This window comes from Roseburia amylophila (assembly GCF_025567465.1).
Lineage (GTDB): Bacteria > Bacillota > Clostridia > Lachnospirales > Lachnospiraceae > Roseburia_C > Roseburia_C amylophila.
The window spans coordinates 218,712-235,549 of the sequence record NZ_JAOQKI010000002.1; the positions used below are offsets into that span (position 1 = coordinate 218,712).

General features: G+C 42.3%; 11 protein-coding genes. 4 read left to right on the plus strand and 7 right to left on the minus strand.

Features of this window, described 5'->3' with window-relative positions; all coding sequences use genetic code 11:
• Window positions 1-268: 268 nt before the first annotated feature.
• The 4 genes from uvrA to secA all read right to left on the minus strand — a co-directional run bounded on the left by uvrA (window position 269) and on the right by secA (window position 9,138).
• The gene (gene uvrA / locus OCV43_RS02380; protein ID WP_262623319.1) at window positions 269-3,103 is read right to left on the minus strand and encodes an excinuclease ABC subunit UvrA; all 2,835 of its coding nucleotides are present in this window, start codon (window positions 3,101-3,103) and stop codon (window positions 269-271) included.
• Between the two features lie 22 nt (window positions 3,104-3,125).
• Window positions 3,126-5,108, minus strand: a complete 1,983-nt coding sequence (gene uvrB, locus OCV43_RS02385; RefSeq protein ID WP_022244524.1) for an excinuclease ABC subunit UvrB — start codon at window positions 5,106-5,108, stop codon at window positions 3,126-3,128.
• Window positions 5,109-5,281: 173 nt separating this feature from the next.
• The gene (locus OCV43_RS02390; protein WP_262623320.1) at window positions 5,282-6,481 is read right to left on the minus strand and encodes an FprA family A-type flavoprotein; all 1,200 of its coding nucleotides are present in this window, start codon (window positions 6,479-6,481) and stop codon (window positions 5,282-5,284) included.
• 86 nt (window positions 6,482-6,567) lie between these two features.
• Complete coding sequence (gene secA / locus OCV43_RS02395) at window positions 6,568-9,138, minus strand: preprotein translocase subunit SecA (protein WP_022244526.1); 2,571 nt, start codon at window positions 9,136-9,138, stop codon at window positions 6,568-6,570.
• Window positions 9,139-9,846: 708 nt separating this feature from the next.
• On the opposite strand from secA, the gene OCV43_RS02400 reads away from it, so the two are divergent.
• Window positions 9,847-10,110, plus strand: a complete 264-nt coding sequence (locus OCV43_RS02400) for a TIGR03905 family TSCPD domain-containing protein (protein ID WP_227710412.1) — start codon at window positions 9,847-9,849, stop codon at window positions 10,108-10,110.
• Between the two features lie 783 nt (window positions 10,111-10,893).
• On the opposite strand, the gene OCV43_RS02405 is transcribed toward OCV43_RS02400, so the two are convergent.
• On the minus strand, window positions 10,894-11,322 hold the full coding sequence (locus tag OCV43_RS02405; RefSeq protein ID WP_022244528.1) for a hypothetical protein: 429 nt from the start codon (window positions 11,320-11,322) through the stop codon (window positions 10,894-10,896).
• 168 nt (window positions 11,323-11,490) lie between these two features.
• Window positions 11,491-12,252, minus strand: coding sequence for a LysM peptidoglycan-binding domain-containing protein (locus tag OCV43_RS02410; RefSeq protein ID WP_262623321.1), 762 nt, complete (start codon window positions 12,250-12,252; stop codon window positions 11,491-11,493).
• A gap of 135 nt (window positions 12,253-12,387) precedes the next feature.
• Between OCV43_RS02410 and OCV43_RS02415 the strand changes: the two genes are divergently transcribed.
• On the plus strand, window positions 12,388-13,506 hold the full coding sequence (locus tag OCV43_RS02415) for a DUF4422 domain-containing protein (RefSeq protein ID WP_262623322.1): 1,119 nt from the start codon (window positions 12,388-12,390) through the stop codon (window positions 13,504-13,506).
• Between the two features lie 50 nt (window positions 13,507-13,556).
• Here the strand turns inward: OCV43_RS02415 and OCV43_RS02420 are convergent, their stop codons facing one another.
• Window positions 13,557-13,823, minus strand: coding sequence for an RDAC family protein (locus OCV43_RS02420; protein ID WP_022244531.1), 267 nt, complete (start codon window positions 13,821-13,823; stop codon window positions 13,557-13,559).
• A gap of 603 nt (window positions 13,824-14,426) precedes the next feature.
• Here OCV43_RS02420 and OCV43_RS02425 point away from each other — a divergent pair.
• Entirely contained in the window at window positions 14,427-16,022 is a 1,596-nt protein-coding gene (locus tag OCV43_RS02425; protein ID WP_262623323.1) for a zinc ribbon domain-containing protein, read from the plus strand.
• A complete protein-coding gene (locus OCV43_RS02430; protein ID WP_262623324.1) occupies window positions 16,015-16,836 on the plus strand; it encodes a TPM domain-containing protein in 822 nt (273 codons plus the stop codon). The genes OCV43_RS02425 and OCV43_RS02430 overlap by 8 nt, the downstream gene beginning before the upstream one ends.
• Window positions 16,837-16,838: the final 2 nt, after the last annotated feature.

Below are 16,838 nucleotides of genomic sequence, written 5' to 3' on the forward strand. Positions count from 1 at the left end.
GTTCACATAATAGTCACAGGTCTTCTATAATATCATTTATGTACTAGCTATTAAGCTAATATAATTTTTCATAACTCAGCCCTTCGGATGTCCCTCGGGATGTCCGGAGGGTACTCCCCAAGATTGTAACTGCTGAATGTTTCAGCAGTTTTTTTGTGCACATAACAGGAACAAAGAATGTGCCTATAGAAAATAGCACCTGCCGAACCCGCCACTGGCAGTTTCTAGCAGATGCCATTTTTCATTGTCTTATACTTATCCGGTATTACTATTCCAGATATTTCTTTACATATTGTCCGGTATAGGATTCCGGTACTTTGGCAATCTCTTCCGGCGTTCCCTGGGCAACCACAGTTCCGCCACCGTCTCCGCCTTCCGGCCCCATATCAATAATATAATCTGCCGTCTTGATTACATCCAGATTATGTTCAATTACAACTACTGTATTGCCACCATCAGACAATCTCCTCAGAATTTCAATTAATTTATGGACATCTGCAAAATGAAGTCCTGTTGTCGGCTCATCCAGAATATAAATAGTCTTTCCTGTACTGCGTTTGCTTAATTCTGTTGCAAGCTTAATTCTCTGTGCTTCTCCACCAGACAGTTCAGTAGATGGCTGGCCCAGACGGATATAGGATAAGCCCACATCATAAAGGGTCTGTATCTTTCTTGCAATAGAAGGCACATTCTGAAAGAATTCCAGTGCCTCTTCCACTGTCATATTCAGCACATCATAGATACTCTTGCCCTTATATTTTACTTCCAGTGTTTCACGGTTATATCGTTTGCCCTGACACACTTCACACGGAACATATACATCCGGCAGGAAATGCATTTCTATCTTAAGAATACCATCGCCGGAGCAGGCTTCGCACCGGCCACCCTTCACATTAAAGCTGAATCTTCCCTTCTGGTATCCTCTTGCCTTGGCATCCGGAGTGGACGCAAACAAATCTCTTATCATATCAAACACACCGGTATAAGTAGCCGGATTGGAACGGGGTGTTCTTCCGATTGGAGACTGGTCAATATCAATTACCTTATCTAACTGTTCCAGACCTTCAATATCATCATGGGCACCCGGAATACACCTTGCCCGGTTTAAATCCCTCGCCAGACGTTTATAGAGAATTTCATTGGTCAGTGAACTCTTTCCGGAGCCGGACACTCCGGTAATGCAGGTCATAATACCCAGTGGAATCTTCACATCAATATTCTTCAGGTTATTCTCTCTTGCACCCTTTACAGTAATGAATCCGGTTGGTTTCCGTCTTTCTTTCGGTACCGGAATCTTGATTCTTCCGCTTAAATAAGCACCGGTGATAGAGTTCTTATTTTTCATAATCTCTTCTGCTGTTCCGGTAGCAATGACTTCTCCGCCATGTTCACCGGCTCCCGGTCCGATATCCACAATATAATCCGCTGCACGCATAGTATCTTCATCATGTTCTACTACAATCAGTGTATTTCCAAGGTCTTTTAACCCCTTTAAAGAATTCAAAAGTTTATCATTATCCCGCTGATGCAGACCGATACTAGGCTCGTCCAGAATATAAGCCACGCCTACAAGTCCGGAACCAATCTGGGTTGCAAGTCTGATTCGCTGTGCTTCTCCACCGGATAAGCTTCCGGTTGCGCGGGACAGTGACAGATAATCCAGTCCCACATCCATCAAAAAGCCTACACGCGCCCGGATTTCCTTTAAGACCTGGTCACCAATCAGATGCTGTTGTTCCGTCAGTTCCATTTCTTTTAAATAGGCATCCAGATTACGGATGGACATTGCTGTTATCTCATATATATTTTTACCGGAAACCGTTACTGCCAGTGACTCCTTCTTCAACCTCTGTCCGCCACAGCATTTACACGGTGTAATCCGCATAAACTCCTCATACTGCTGTTTCATGGTATCAGAGCCGGTCTCACGATAGCGGCGTTCCACATTTTTAATCAGTCCTTCAAAGGCAATGTCATATACACCTTCCCCACGCTGACCTTTATAATATACCTTTACAGTCCTTCCATTGGTTCCATGAATCAGCATATTCCGGACTTCTGCCGGCAATTCCTTATATGGTGTATCAAGACTGAAGCCATATTCCTCAGAAAGTGCCTTAAGGATTGCATAAGTAAAACTCTTCTTATCGGTAGAGGACTGCCAGCCCATCACCTGAATTGCTCCCTCTGCAAGGCTCAATCTCTTATCCGGTATCATCAGTTCTTCATCAAATTCCATCTTGTAACCCAGTCCAAAACATTCCGGGCAGGCGCCAAACGGATTGTTAAAGGAAAAGCTTCTCGGTTCGATTTCATCAATACTGATTCCACAATCCGGACAGGAAAAGCTCTGGGAAAACTGCATGGTCTCTCCATCAATGATATCCACCATCAGAAGTCCGTTTGAAAGTTCTAACACATTTTCAATAGAATCCGTCAGACGCTTTTCAATACCTTCCTTTACCACCAGACGATCCACTACGATTTCGATATTATGTTTCTTGTTCTTATCCAGCTTTATCTCTTCCGTCAGTTCATAGGTATTTCCGTCCACCTGTACTCTCACATAGCCGCTTCGCTTTGCCTGTTCAAAGAGCTTCTGGTGTTCACCCTTTCTTCCACGGACTACCGGTGCTAAAAGCTGTATCCTGGTACGCTCCGGCAGCTTCATAATCTGGTCTACCATCTGGTCTACGGTCTGTTTCTTAATCTCCTTGCCGCAGTTCGGACAGTGCGGAATTCCAATCCGCGCATAGAGCAGACGGAAATAATCATAAATCTCCGTTACCGTTCCTACAGTAGATCTCGGGTTACGGTTTGTGGATTTCTGGTCAATGGAAATTGCCGGAGACAAACCTTCTATTTTCTCTACATTCGGTTTCTCCATCTGTCCTAAGAACTGCCTTGCATAAGATGACAGACTCTCCATATAACGCCGCTGTCCCTCTGCATAAATCGTATCAAATGCCAGTGAGGATTTACCGGAGCCGCTGAGTCCTGTCAGTACCACAAATTCATCTCTTGGTATATCCACATCAATATGCTTCAAATTATGTTCGCTTGCACCACGAATCCTGATATATTTTCTCTCTTTCTTTGCCACTTTTTCTTCCTCTTTCTCTACCTTACAAATCGCGAAGCATCTTCTTTAACTCAATTAACTTATCACGATATTCTGCCGCAGCCTCAAAGTTCAACTCTGCAGCAGCATGGTTCATCTTCTTCTGAATATCTGCAATCAGCTTCTCCAATTCCTTCTTATCCATGGATTCCGGATCTTTCTTGAATTCCATTTCATTCTTGGCTACCTTCTTAGAAATACTGATTAACTCACGGACAGATTTCTGAATGGTAGTCGGCGTAATGCCATGCTCTTCATTGTATTTCTGCTGAATCTCACGGCGGCGCTTTGTCTCATCAATCGCAACCCGCATGGAGTCTGTAATCTTATCTGCATACATGATAACATGACCTTCACTGTTTCTTGCCGCTCGTCCGATAGTCTGAATCAGCGAAGTCTCGGAACGCAAGAAACCTTCCTTGTCCGCATCAATAATTGCCACTAATGTAATTTCCGGTATATCAAGTCCTTCCCGCAAAAGGTTAATTCCCACCAGCACATCAAATACATCCAGCCGCAAATCCCGGATAATCTCTGCCCTTTCCAAAGTATCAATATCCGAATGCAGGTATTTCACACGAATACCCACTTCACGCATATATTCTGTCAAATCTTCTGCCATTTTCTTGGTCAGTGTCGTTACCAGCACCTTATGTCCTGCCGCAGTCTCTTTATTGACCTCTCCAATCAAATCGTCAATCTGGCCTTCTACCGGACGCACTTCCACGTCAGGGTCTAAAAGTCCTGTCGGTCTGATAATCTGCTCTACCCGTAAAAGTTCATGTTCTTCTTCATAATCATTTGGCGTTGCAGATACAAACAGCATCTGGTCTATCTGGCTTTCAAACTCTTCGAAATTCATTGGACGGTTGTCTTTTGCCGAAGGCAGACGGAAGCCATAATCCACAAGCGTTGTCTTTCTGGACTGGTCTCCCGCATACATTCCACGAATCTGCGGAATCGTAATATGGGACTCATCTACCATAATCAGGAAGTCATCCGGGAAATAATCAATCAGTGTTAACGGTCTCGAACCTGCCGGCTGTCCGGATAAATGTCTGGAATAGTTTTCAATTCCACTACAGAAGCCTGTCTCTTTTAACATTTCAATATCAAAATTCGTCCGCTCGGCAATCCGCTGTGCCTCTAAGAGCTTATCTTCCCCCTTAAAGTATTTCACACGCTCTTCCAGCTCTGCTTCAATGGTATCGCATGCCCGCAGGATTTTCTCTCTTGGCACTACATAATGTGATGCCGGAAAAATACTGATATGATTCAGACTATTCTTAATCTCGCCGGTCAATACATCGATTTCTGTAATCCGGTCTATTTCATCGCCAAAGAATTCTACCCGGATAGCAGTCTCTCCACGGTCTGCCGGAAAGATTTCCAAAACGTCTCCCCGTACCCGGAAGGTGCCTCGCTGGAAATCCATATCATTTCTTGTATATTGTATATCAATTAACTGCCGGATAACATCATCACGATCCCGTTCCATGCCCGGCCGCAGAGATACCATCATCTTCTGGAAGTTCTCTGGTTCACCCAGTCCATAGATACAGGATACACTGGAAACGACAATAACATCCCGCCGTTCCGTCAATGCTGCTGTAGCAGACAGACGCAGTTTATCAATCTCATCATTCACAGAAGAATCCTTTGCGATATAAGTATCCGTGGATGGCACATATGCCTCCGGCTGGTAGTAATCGTAATAGGAGACAAAGTACTCTACTGCATTTTCGGGGAAAAATTCCTTGAATTCTCCATAGAGCTGCGCCGCCAGTGTCTTATTATGTGAAATAATCAATGTCGGTTTATTCATCTGGGCAATGACATTTGCCATGGTAAATGTCTTACCGGAACCGGTTACACCCAGTAGTGTTTCAAACTGATTGCCCTCTTTAAATCCCTTCACCAGCTTCTCAATTGCCTGCGGCTGGTCACCGGTGGGTTGATATTTGGAAACTAATTTAAAATGATCCACTCAATTTCTCCTCTGTTCATTTACTCTTCCTTTAGTATTACCACGTTTCTCCGCTCATTATAGCACCCCATAGCAAAAAAGTACAGAACAAAACCGAATGTTTGTTCTGTACTTATTTTTACTCTGTTCGTTTTTATTTTATTTCATTTTCTCTTCTGATAACTTCCAGTGCTTTAGAAATCTTTCTTAATCTCTGCCACCAGCTCATCCAGCTGTTCCAGCTGTTCGTTCTTTAATGAAGATTTAATACTTACCTTTGGTTCAATAATCTTCATATCTTTCATTTCTGTGATCTTATCTGCCATCTGTTTTCCAGCTGTTGCTGCCCAGGTACCATTATCCAGAACCGCAACGGTACGCTTCTGAACTGCAAGTGCTTTCATGTCATTTAAGAAATTCTCCATAACCGGATATACATTTCCATTATAGGTTGGCGCTGCCAGTACAATATGACTGCAGCGGAATGCTTCTGAAATCAAAGTGGAAACATGTGTATTGGATACATCATATACCGCAATATTGTGAATGCCTGCTTCTGCCAGCTTTGCTGCGAATATATTTGCAAGATTTTCTGTATTTCCATACATGGACGCATAAGCAATCATAACTGCCTTCTCTTCCGGCTCATAGCTGCTCCATGTATTGTATTTATCCAGAATGTAACCAAGATTGGAACGCCAGATTGGGCCATGCAGTGGACAGATAATGGAAATATCAAGTCCTGCTGCCTTCTTCAAGGTTGTCTGAACCGGTCCGCCGTATTTTCCAACAATATTGGTATAATAACGTCTTGCGTCATCCAGCCAGTCGCGGTCGAAATCAATTTCATCATTAAAAATATTTCCGTTCAATGCACCGAAGGTTCCGAATGCATCTGCTGAAAATAATACTTTGTCCGTTTCATCATATGTTACCATTACTTCCGGCCAGTGTACCATCGGTGCCATCACAAAGTGAAGGGTATGTTTTCCGGTATTTAATGTCTCGCCCTCTTTCACAGTAACGGAACGTTCTGCAATATCAAAGGTATAGAACTGCTGTATCATGCCAAAGGTCTTGGCATTTCCCACAACCTTTACTTCCGGATATTGTCTTACGATTTCTTCGATTAAAGCACAGTGATCCGGTTCCATATGGTTTACAATCATGTAATCCAGATTTCTTCCATCCAGTGCAAATGCCAGATTTTCTAAAAACTGTCCTGCAATGGAACGGTCTACGGTATCTAACAATACTGTTTTTTCATCCTTTAAAAGATAGGAATTATAGGATACCCCTCTTGGAATCGGGAATATGTTTTCAAATAAAGCAAGTCTTCTGTCACTTCCACCAATCCAGATGATATCTTCTGTTACTTTTCTTGTGCAATGCATCTATTTTCCTCCTTTTGCCATATTTGCTGTTATAATGTAATGCAATTTAATTATTATAAGTCGATTTAATTTTTGTGCTTTTATTCTTAAGCTTTTCTTCCGCAGCACTGTTTGTATTTCTTACCACTTCCGCATGGGCACGGATCATTCGGGTAAACCTTTGCTGCCGCACGTTTCTTCGGCACGCCCTGTGCTGTTTCATCCTTATTGGTTCCGGTTACTTTTGCAACCTGCTCTCTTTCTACCTTCTGCTCTACTCTGACATGGAATAACAGACGTACGGTATCTTCCTGAATACTGTTAATCATCTCTTCGAACATGTCATAACCGCTCATCTTATACTCCACCAGCGGGTCTCTCTGGCCATAAGCCTGTAAACCGATACCCTGACGTAACTGATCCATATCATCAATATGATCCATCCACTTACGGTCAATGACTTTCAGTAAGATAACGCGCTCTAATTCACGGACAGCCTCCGGCTCTGGGAACTCAGCTTCCTTCTCCTCATAGAGTTTTACAGCCTGTTCTTTTAAAGCATGTTTTAATTTCTTCTGATCCTTATATTCTTTTGCCTGTTCCGGTGTCACCTGCTGAAGTGGAATAATTGGGATCAGCAACTGGTTCAGTTCATTAATATCCCATTCTTCCGCTGGTAAATCCGGTGAAATACAGGTATCTACTGTATTTTCCACTCTGTCGGTAATCATCTTATAGATAACATCACGCATACTCTCGCCATTCAATACACGGAGACGCTCTGCATATATAATCTCTCTCTGGTCATTCATAACCTGATCATACTCCAACAGATTCTTACGAATTCCAAAGTTATTTCCCTCAATCTTCTTCTGTGCCTTTTCAATTGCACTGGTCAGCATCTTATGCTGAATCTGCTCACCTTCCGGCACACCCAAAGCATTAAACATGCCAAGCAGCTTCTCTGAACCAAACAGACGCATCAAATCATCTTCCAGTGAAATGAAGAACTGGGATTCTCCCGGGTCTCCCTGACGACCGGAACGTCCTCGCAGCTGGTTATCAATACGTCTGGATTCATGACGCTCAGTACCGATGATTTTCAGACCGCCGGCTTCCTTTGCTTCATCATCCAGCTTAATATCAGTACCACGACCAGCCATGTTGGTTGCGATGGTAACCGCACCATGTACACCGGCCTGTGCTACAATTTCAGCCTCTAACTCATGGAATTTTGCATTCAAGACTTTGTGTGGTATACCACGCTTATTCAACATGGAGCTTACCAGCTCAGAAGTATCGATATTGATGGTACCAACCAGAACCGGCTGTCCTTTCTTGTATGCTTCTTCTACTTCATCCACAACAGCATGGAATTTTTCTTTCTTGGTCTTATAAACAGCATCCTCTTTATCCACACGGATAACCGGTCTGTTGGTAGGAATCTCGATAACGTCCATTCCATAGATGTCACGGAACTCTTTTTCCTCTGTCAAAGCGGTACCGGTCATACCTGCTTTCTTATCATACTTATTGAAGAAGTTCTGGAATGTAATATTGGCAAGGGTCTTGCTCTCACGTTTTACTTTTACATGCTCTTTTGCTTCAATTGCCTGATGTAATCCATCAGAATAACGCCGGCCCGGCATAATACGTCCGGTAAATTCATCTACGATTAATACCTGATCATCTTTTACCACATAATCCTGATCACGGAACATCAGATTGTGTGCACGCAGTGCTAAAATGATATTATGCTGAATCTCAAGATTATCCGGATCTGCAAGGTTATCAATGTGGAAAAACTGTTCTACCTTCTTTACACCTTCTAATGTCAGATTGACTACTTTATCCTTCTCATTTACCACGAAGTCTCCATCTTCTTCGATTTCCACTCCCATGATAGCATCCATCTTGGTGTATTCCTTCTGATCTTCACCACGTTTCATCTGTCTTGCCAGAATATCGCATGCCTCATAAATGCTGGTGGATTTGCCACTCTGTCCTGAAATGATAAGTGGTGTTCTTGCCTCGTCAATCAACACAGAATCGACCTCATCGATAATTGCAAAATGAAGCCCACGCTGTACTAACTGTTCCTTGTAAATCACCATGTTATCGCGCAGGTAATCGAATCCCAATTCATTATTGGTAATATAAGTAATGTCACAGTTATATGCATCCTGACGTTCCTTAGTGTCCATGCCGTTAAACACAACGCCAACAGTCAGTCCTAAGAATTCATGAACCTGTCCCATCCACTCAGCATCACGTTTTGCCAGATATTCGTTGACAGTTACAACATGTACGCCCTTTCCTTCCAATGCATTTAAGTATGCCGGCAGGGTAGATACCAATGTTTTTCCTTCACCGGTCTTCATCTCAGCGATACGTCCCTGATGCAGGATAATACCACCAATCAGCTGAACACGGTAATGTTCCATTCCAAGCACTCTCTTTGCTGCCTCACGAACGGTTGCATATGCTTCCGGAAGCAGATCGTCCAGTGTCTCACCATCGGCAAGTCTCTTTTTGAACTCTTTTGTCTTATCCTTTAACTGCTCATCAGTCAGTTCCTGCATGGCAGGCCGATAAGACTCTATCTTATCTATAAGCGGATAAATTCTTTTTAATTCTCTTTCGCTATGTGTTCCAAAGATTTTTTCTATTGCTTTCATATAATGCTCCTATCCATAATTTTGCTTACGCAACTATGAAATATTGTACCACTATCTGCCTTTCTTCACAATATCTAATCCAATGAACGTTTTATAAACTTTTTGTTAAATCAGTGGACTTTTTACAAACAGATGCTATAATAGGCAAAGATTGAACAGGCGATTGCAAAATGGAAAAACAGAATAAGATATTTTTATAGGTGAAAGACTTCACTTCTTTTTAATGGATATGAAATATCCCGTAATTCTTAGCACTTTATTTTTCTTGATTGCAGACTGTCTTTCCGGTTGCTTTGACATAGGATTCCAGAACTGTCCGCCGGTTGCGGATGCGACGTCAAAACCGCAAGGGGCACTAGGAATTTCGATAAACTCATGATTACGTCCGGCAACCGGTGTATATTCACATCCATGTTCAGATACACCTCACTGGCACATCCCTGTGCCAGTGTTGCCGGTTGCCAGTGAAATTCCAAGTGCCCCTAGCAGCTTTGCCAAGGTATCCGCACTCCGGCGGACAATTCTGGAATCATTGTCAAACATTGGAAAGGCAGTCGATATAACAGAAAGAAAAATAAAGTGCTTAGAGTTACAATATTTCATATCTGAAAAGAAGAGGAGCCTTTCACCTCATAAAAAATATGTCATACACTATTTTTCATTTTGCAATCGCCTGGCAACAAGTCCAGGTATAGAAAGGAGTTTCTTATGCATTACACATACAAAACCAAAGGAACCTGTTCCACCCAGATCGATTTGGATTTAGAGGGAAATGTTTTAAAACATGTTACCTTTACCAACGGATGTAACGGCAACTTAAAGGCTATCTCTTCTTTGGTAGAAGGATTAACGGTAGAAGAAGTAGAAGAAAAATTAAAGGGCATCACCTGTGGATTCAAATCCACTTCCTGTGGTGACCAGCTTGCCCAGGCATGCTTAGCAGCCCTTGAAGCGCAGAAAAAAGAATCATAACAGAACAAAGAATGTGCCTTGGCACATTCCCGCGCCTGCGGCGGTCGCTTGCGACATCTACCTTGTACGCTGCAGTGCGCATCCTCGTGGAGCGTTTTTCACTTTACAGGAAAGCAATTCCCTGTAAAGTGAAAAAGGGCATCATCTAAATTCTCTTAAGATGATGCCCTTTCATACTATTTCGTCCATTGGACTTTTACCTCATTTCGTATATTTCGTCTTCAATCCCTGAACCCTTCCTCCTGAATCCGTTCGCTTCTGAGTCCTGTTGGACTGGAACCATATCTTTACGTTGCCATTCTGATTCTCCATCCACTTTTCTTTTGTATTTACCTCAGGTTTTCCTTCCGATTCTGAATCCATGAACTGAATCTGATTTTATTATTTATTATGTTAGGTTTCATAATATCTGTCAGCTCTGCATTGGACCGTACCTTCCTTTCTTACTATTGCGTTTCTCTTCATCTAAACGCTTGTCCGATTCTGATTTAATATCCTGGTGGTATCGACCTCCTCTTACATTATTATGAGTTTGTTCCTTCTCTTTCTGGTGGAATCTCCTCCTTACTTTGTTTCCGTTCATTTGTTTCTTTTGATGATTTGATTATATCTAACTATAGTTCATTTGTCAACACTATTTTTAGAATTTTCTTAATTATTTTTCGTATTTACTTTATTATATTGCATATATTGTATAAATTATCTGAATTTTCAGTTTTATTTAAATTGTTAAAACAACTACAAGAAACATATGTAATTACAATCTGTCTGCGATGCCATTTCCTATTCGCTGATTTTCCACTCTACCTGGGCACTTTCTTCCTTCTGAAGAGAAAGCAGAAGAGTAAATAACTGATGAATGGTCTCCATCAATTTCTGGCTTGGAAGAATTGCATACTGGGCCAGCCGGTCCAAATCAAAATAGCGGACATTCGGATCCGGCAGGAATACCATGTTGGTGCTCCGCACTTCTTCTCCACAAGTCTCAATATTTTCATAAGTAATCATTACAAATTCATTTCCATGCTCTTCGCAGGAATAGGCTGTATAACACTCATCTACTACCCACTGCTTTCCGTCGGCTTCTACAACCGGCTTTTCGGATTCCTCTTTATATTCGCTGGTCTTCATCTCAACATTCCAGTGCTGCTTTCCTTCTTTGGTTCTCTCATATAAATGCTCTAATGTGCTGTTTAAAAATTCTGGTGTCATTTTTTGCTGTCTCCTTCTATTTACTATTGTTTTTGTTCTGTACTTTTATGTTGTGGCTGTCCGCAGTTGCATTCGGACAGCCTCGGTTATTTTGTCCTTTTTTTCTATTATAACACAGCCGCTTCTGCTGTGAAACCATAAGAAACAATACTTTTTAATGCCTTTTCTTTAACGAAGCCCGGATTCCTTTGCCTCTGTTTCCAGTCCGTTGGCAAAATAATCCGCCATGGCAATAATCTGCCGCTGGATATTCCAGAATGTCTGTAAATCTTTTTCATAATTGCCGGCAAGCCGCTCATTGATTTCCTGTCCGGTCAGGTCTACGTGCATACGGAACATTTCTTTTAATACACTTTCTTCATATTCCGGTGTTGCAGATGCCAAAAGCTCTGCGATGCGGTCTGCATTTTCGTTTAACCGTCGTACCTGCTCCTCCGTATCCTTCGCTCTTCCTTCTTTTTTCTGGGTGATCAGTCCACCGGTAAGCTCTACCTGGCGCACCAGTAAATCTCTGAGGCTGTTCACCGTATTTTCCGGATAATATCTTCCGAAAAGGTCTGCTATTTCCTCTGCATTGTCAATTAATGCAGTAACCAGTTCCTGCTGATCCGGCAAATCCGCTGCCATGCTGACCAAAAGCATCCGGAACAGGTAGGTATGATTCAGCCATGCCATCCGCATCAGTTCTTTTAAATTTCCTTTTCCATTGTTATTGGAAATCCCGGAATCTCCTGTGTTTCCAGGCATTTCCGGTCTTGTGTATTCTCTGCCCGGGCATATTTCTATCTTCATTCCAATCTGTAAATTGTAAGGATTTATCCTTGGATTGCTTAAAATAATAGAGGATACCGTCGTCTTATACTGCCGGGAAAGTTTGTATAATGTATCCCCCGCTTCCACGGTATGTTCGATTGAATTGCTGCAGTTCACGCTGACCTCTTCCCATTCTTTCTTACTTTCGTATTAGTTTATGTCAAAAATGTTGATTGGTTCCCTGATTTGCTCTTGTCAAGGAATGCGATTGCGTATACAGTAAGGGAAAAGCATGTTTTTGCGAGGTGTATTATGTCCATTAAAATATTCGTTATGACCCACAAACAATTTGAAGCTCCCACCGATTCCATGTATGTTCCTCTGCAGGTCGGACATGCAATTTCTCCAGAATTGGGCTATCTTGCAGATGATACCGGAGATAATATTTCCCGGAAAAACAAAAGTTTCTGCGAGCTGACCGGCATTTACTGGCTCTGGAAAAATTACCATACCTGCGATTATATCGGCATCTGTCATTACCGCCGCTATCTCATAAATAGGCAGGGGCTTATTTTCACGGAAAAAGAGCTGATGCGGCTACTTCAGAAGCATGACATGATCACACCAAAGCTTCTGACTTTAAATACTTCGTATTTTAATGGTTTCAGCCAGAACCATCACCAGAAGGATCTGCTGATTACTGAGCAGGTCATTTCTGAAAAATACCCGGACTATGTGCCTGTTTTTCACCATATGGTTCATGATGTACATACTTATTTTGGGAATATTTTCATTACTTCAAAAGAACGATTTGATGCCTACTGTGAATGGCTGTTTGACATTCTCTTTGAAGTGGAGTGCCGGGTCGATATCAGTAGCTATGATAATTACTGTAAGCGGTTGTTTGGATTCCTGTCGGAGTTTCTGCTGACCGTCTACATTGCGAAGCAGAATCTCTCCACCTATGAATGTATGGTGGGGATGTCCGGTGAAAAGCATGAAACAAGAATGCTCCGGGAATCTCTGGCAAAATGTTTTGCGAATGGCGACTACCAGAAAGCCCAGTCCATTTTCATGGAAAGCTATGCGAAACGCCCGGACATTCTGATGGAAGCTTCTGATATTACCGGTGAACTGCACCTTTGCATGCAGGTAATTTCTACCTGTTCCTTTGAACAGGAACTTTATGGGCACAACCTTTTAGATATGATTCATGATTATCATTCCCTGATGGAATTCTGCCACCGGTTAAATGAAATTGTAAATCATTTTCTTACAGGGACAGAGTCTGCCGCTGATATTTCATGGCTCAAAAAATCCACTGCTCTCTCTCCGAAAGCAGTGGATATAGCGATTCAAATGTTCTGTTCTGATGAGGACTTAAAAGAGAAAGTATTTTCAAAAATCTGTTCCCATCTCAAAGATTTTTGAATTCCGGCTTCTTCCTTCTAATCTGCTCATCTTTCCGTTCCCACCTGTTTCTACTGGCAGGCTGCCATAGAAACGGTCCGGCATCCCGGTGAAATAATTTCGCAATGGTCAGAGAATGTTACGGTCATTCCCTCTTTTTCAAAAAATGCTTCAATTGCCGCTTTGAGCATACCCTCTTTACCATCACATGCACAAAATCCTAACGGTTCTACAACGGCTGTCTCCGCATCATGAAAGCTAATACGGTATGGCAGGCGTTGTTCATGTAACGCTGCATTCAGGTGTGCAATCTGGTTATAAGTAAATTCCTGTCTCATGAGCACCCCTCCTCTACGGTCGTATGACAACTCTCTCGTATTACTTCTAGTTATATATATTATAACTCAATTTTCTGAAAATAGGAAGTAAAATGTATTTACTTTCTGTTATATTTCCATTACCATATTAGTATATTACATTAGGTCATTGTCAACGAGATAAGTTGATACTGGAAAACTTTGGTATCGAAGAACCTTTTGTTTTTATAATATGAAATACCTGCATTTCTTATGTGTGTGTTTCGCTTGATGGTAAACTGTCTTTCCGTTGCTTTGACGGAATCGCTGCACTGTCCGTCGATTGTAGATGCCACCTAACGGCTGCAAGGGGCACCGGAAATTTCGGACAATATATCACTTTATCCGGCAAAATTCCAAGTGCCCCTAGCAGTCGTTATAAGGCATCTGCATTTCGACGAACCGTACAGCGATTTTGTCAAACATTGGAAAGATAGTTTTTATAACCAAAAGTGAAACACACACATTAGAAATTCGGTATTTTTATATCTAAAACAAAGGTCTTCGATACCAGAAGTTTTCCGGGGACAACATATCCTTGTGCGGTCAATACCTGAGTATATTAAATCAAAAGAGGAGAATGATATGTATGAATGTCCCAATTGTGGAGGAAATCTGAGGTTTGATATTCCAACACAATCACTTTTCTGTGACTACTGTCACACACAGCTGAATCCTTACAGCTATCAGAAGGATCACGATGCTGTGGAGACATCTACTTATGATGTCAACATTTTCACCTGTCCGCAATGCGGCGGTGAAATCTTAAGTACCGAGAATGCTGCAACCGGATTCTGCAGTTTCTGTGGTGCTTCTACGATTCTTGACAGCCGGATTGCCAGGGAAAAACGTCCTGACTACATTGTTCCTTTCCAGATTACCAAGGAGGACTGCAAGAAGGCTTATGGCAAAATGATGCGCCATGCCATTTTTGCCCCTAAGGAACTGAAAGACCCGCGCAATGTAGACAATTTCCGTGGGATTTATATGCCTTACTGGGTATATAACATTACCCACGAAGGTACGGTACAGCTGCCGGCTGAAAAAAGCCACCGGGAAGGTAACTATATTGTAACCGACCACTATAATCTGCTCTGCCAGACGGATGCCTATTATAAAGGGCTCTCTTATGATGCGTCTTCTTCTTTTTCGGATGTTATCAGCGAGAATATTGCTCCCTTTGATGTGCGCGGCATGAAAAGTTTTACTCCGTCCATTCTGTGTGGTTTCTATGCTGATACTGCCGATGTGGACAGTGATATTTATCTGGAGGACGCAAAAGCCATTGCCAATGAACAGACTTATTCCAAAGTCAAAAAAATACCTGCCTTCCAGGAATTTAATTTTATTTATCCGGAAACAGAGCATTATATGAGTTATGCATTAAATACGGAATGCAAGGAAGCTGCCAGCGCCATGCTTCCGGTATGGTTCTTATCCTACCGTAACAAAGACCGCGTTGCCTACGCTACAGTCAATGGACAGACCGGAAAGGTTGCTGCTGATATCCCGGTAGATAGCCGTAAATTTTTACTCGGTTCCTTTCTACTGGCTATCCCGGTTTTTCTGCTTTTAAATCTTTTCTTTACCATACGGCCTGCTTCAACCCTGATACTTTCTGCGGCACTGGCACTTTTTGCCTCCATTATTTATTTTGTGGAGCTGAGCGAAATCCATAGTCAGGAAACCTATGAGAATGACAGGGGATACCAGTCCAAACAGGGAAATGTCAAGAAAGAAGCCAAAGTAAAAGTAAACTTAAAACCCCATAAAAGCATGAAATCTAAATTTGAAAACATAATTCCTTATCTGTTTTTAGGTGTATTTGCAATTCAGGTTCTAATGGGAATCTTTAGTTCCGGCGGTTTTTCATTTTCTAAAATTGTCATGCTTATTGTTATCGGCGGTGGGGTTCTGACTTCGCTGTTTGGATTTTCCCAGTTCAGTGAAACAACCACCCGTGGAAAAATTCCGGGATTCCTAGGAGCTTTAATTTCCATTGCTGCTGCTGGAATGATTACTTTCCTGCATCCGGTTTCCGACCTTTATTACTATGGTGGTGCAATTGTATCTTTTGCCGGTATTATTTTTACGCTTCTTAGCATTTTAAAGGAATACAATATGCTTACCATGCGGAAACTGCCGCAGTTTAACCGACAGGGAGGTGATGACCGTGCCTGATACATATAAGAAGAAATATAGCTCTTTTTCTGCAAAAATAATTCTTGGCTGCCTGCTTGCATGTTTCTTCCTCTTACTTAACGGAAGTATTAACTGCAAAGCCGAAACCAAGACCTATACCAATAAAAGCACCGGTTATCAGGTTATCGTTGAGGACGATGCCAACCTTTTAACAGACGAGGAAGAAACCACCCTTGGAAAAGAGATGGCTCCGATTACCACTTACGGAAGTGTTGCTTTTAAATCCATCGATTACAATCCTTACTATTCTACTGAGGATTATACCCGAAGCTATTACCGCGACACCTTCGGTTCCACCAGTGCAACCGTATTTCTCATTGATATGGACAATCGGAACATCTGGATTCACAGCAACGGAACCATTTATGAAACCATTACGAAAAGTTATGCCAACACTATCACCGATAATGTATACAAATATGCCTCTGATGGTGATTATTACACCTGTGCATTTACCGCTTTTGGTCAGATTAATACATTGCTCGAAGGGCGAAAAATTGCGCAGCCGATGAAATATATCAGTAATGCCTTTTTAGCAGTTATCATTGCTTTGTTGTTAAACTATTTTCTGGTACGTTCCTTCTCCCGTGCGAAGAGACCATCGAAAACAGATCTTTTAGGAAAGGTATTTACACAGTGCAATATTGCTAATCCAAATGTCCGCTTTATCCGGCAATCCCGTGTCTACAGTCCGCCTTCCAGCAGCGGCAGCGGTGGCAGCAGCGGTGGCGGCGGTGGCGGTGGCAGTAGCAGTGGCGGCGGTGGCGGCGGTGGCGGCGGTCACAGCTTCTAATC

Bases quoted from the DNA above. Each gene is read 5' to 3' on its own strand.
- OCV43_RS02390 (WP_262623320.1), bottom strand. From the start codon at position 6,481: ATGCATTGCACAAGAAAAGTAACAGAAGATATCATCTGGATTGGTGGA.
- secA (WP_022244526.1), bottom strand. From the start codon at position 9,138: ATGAAAGCAATAGAAAAAATCTTTGGAACACATAGCGAAAGAGAATTA.
- OCV43_RS02400 (WP_227710412.1), top strand. From the start codon at position 9,847: ATGCATTACACATACAAAACCAAAGGAACCTGTTCCACCCAGATCGAT.
- OCV43_RS02405 (WP_022244528.1), bottom strand. From the start codon at position 11,322: ATGACACCAGAATTTTTAAACAGCACATTAGAGCATTTATATGAGAGA.
- OCV43_RS02415 (WP_262623322.1), top strand. From the start codon at position 12,388: ATGTCCATTAAAATATTCGTTATGACCCACAAACAATTTGAAGCTCCC.
- OCV43_RS02420 (WP_022244531.1), bottom strand. From the start codon at position 13,823: ATGAGACAGGAATTTACTTATAACCAGATTGCACACCTGAATGCAGCG.
- OCV43_RS02425 (WP_262623323.1), top strand. From the start codon at position 14,427: ATGTATGAATGTCCCAATTGTGGAGGAAATCTGAGGTTTGATATTCCA.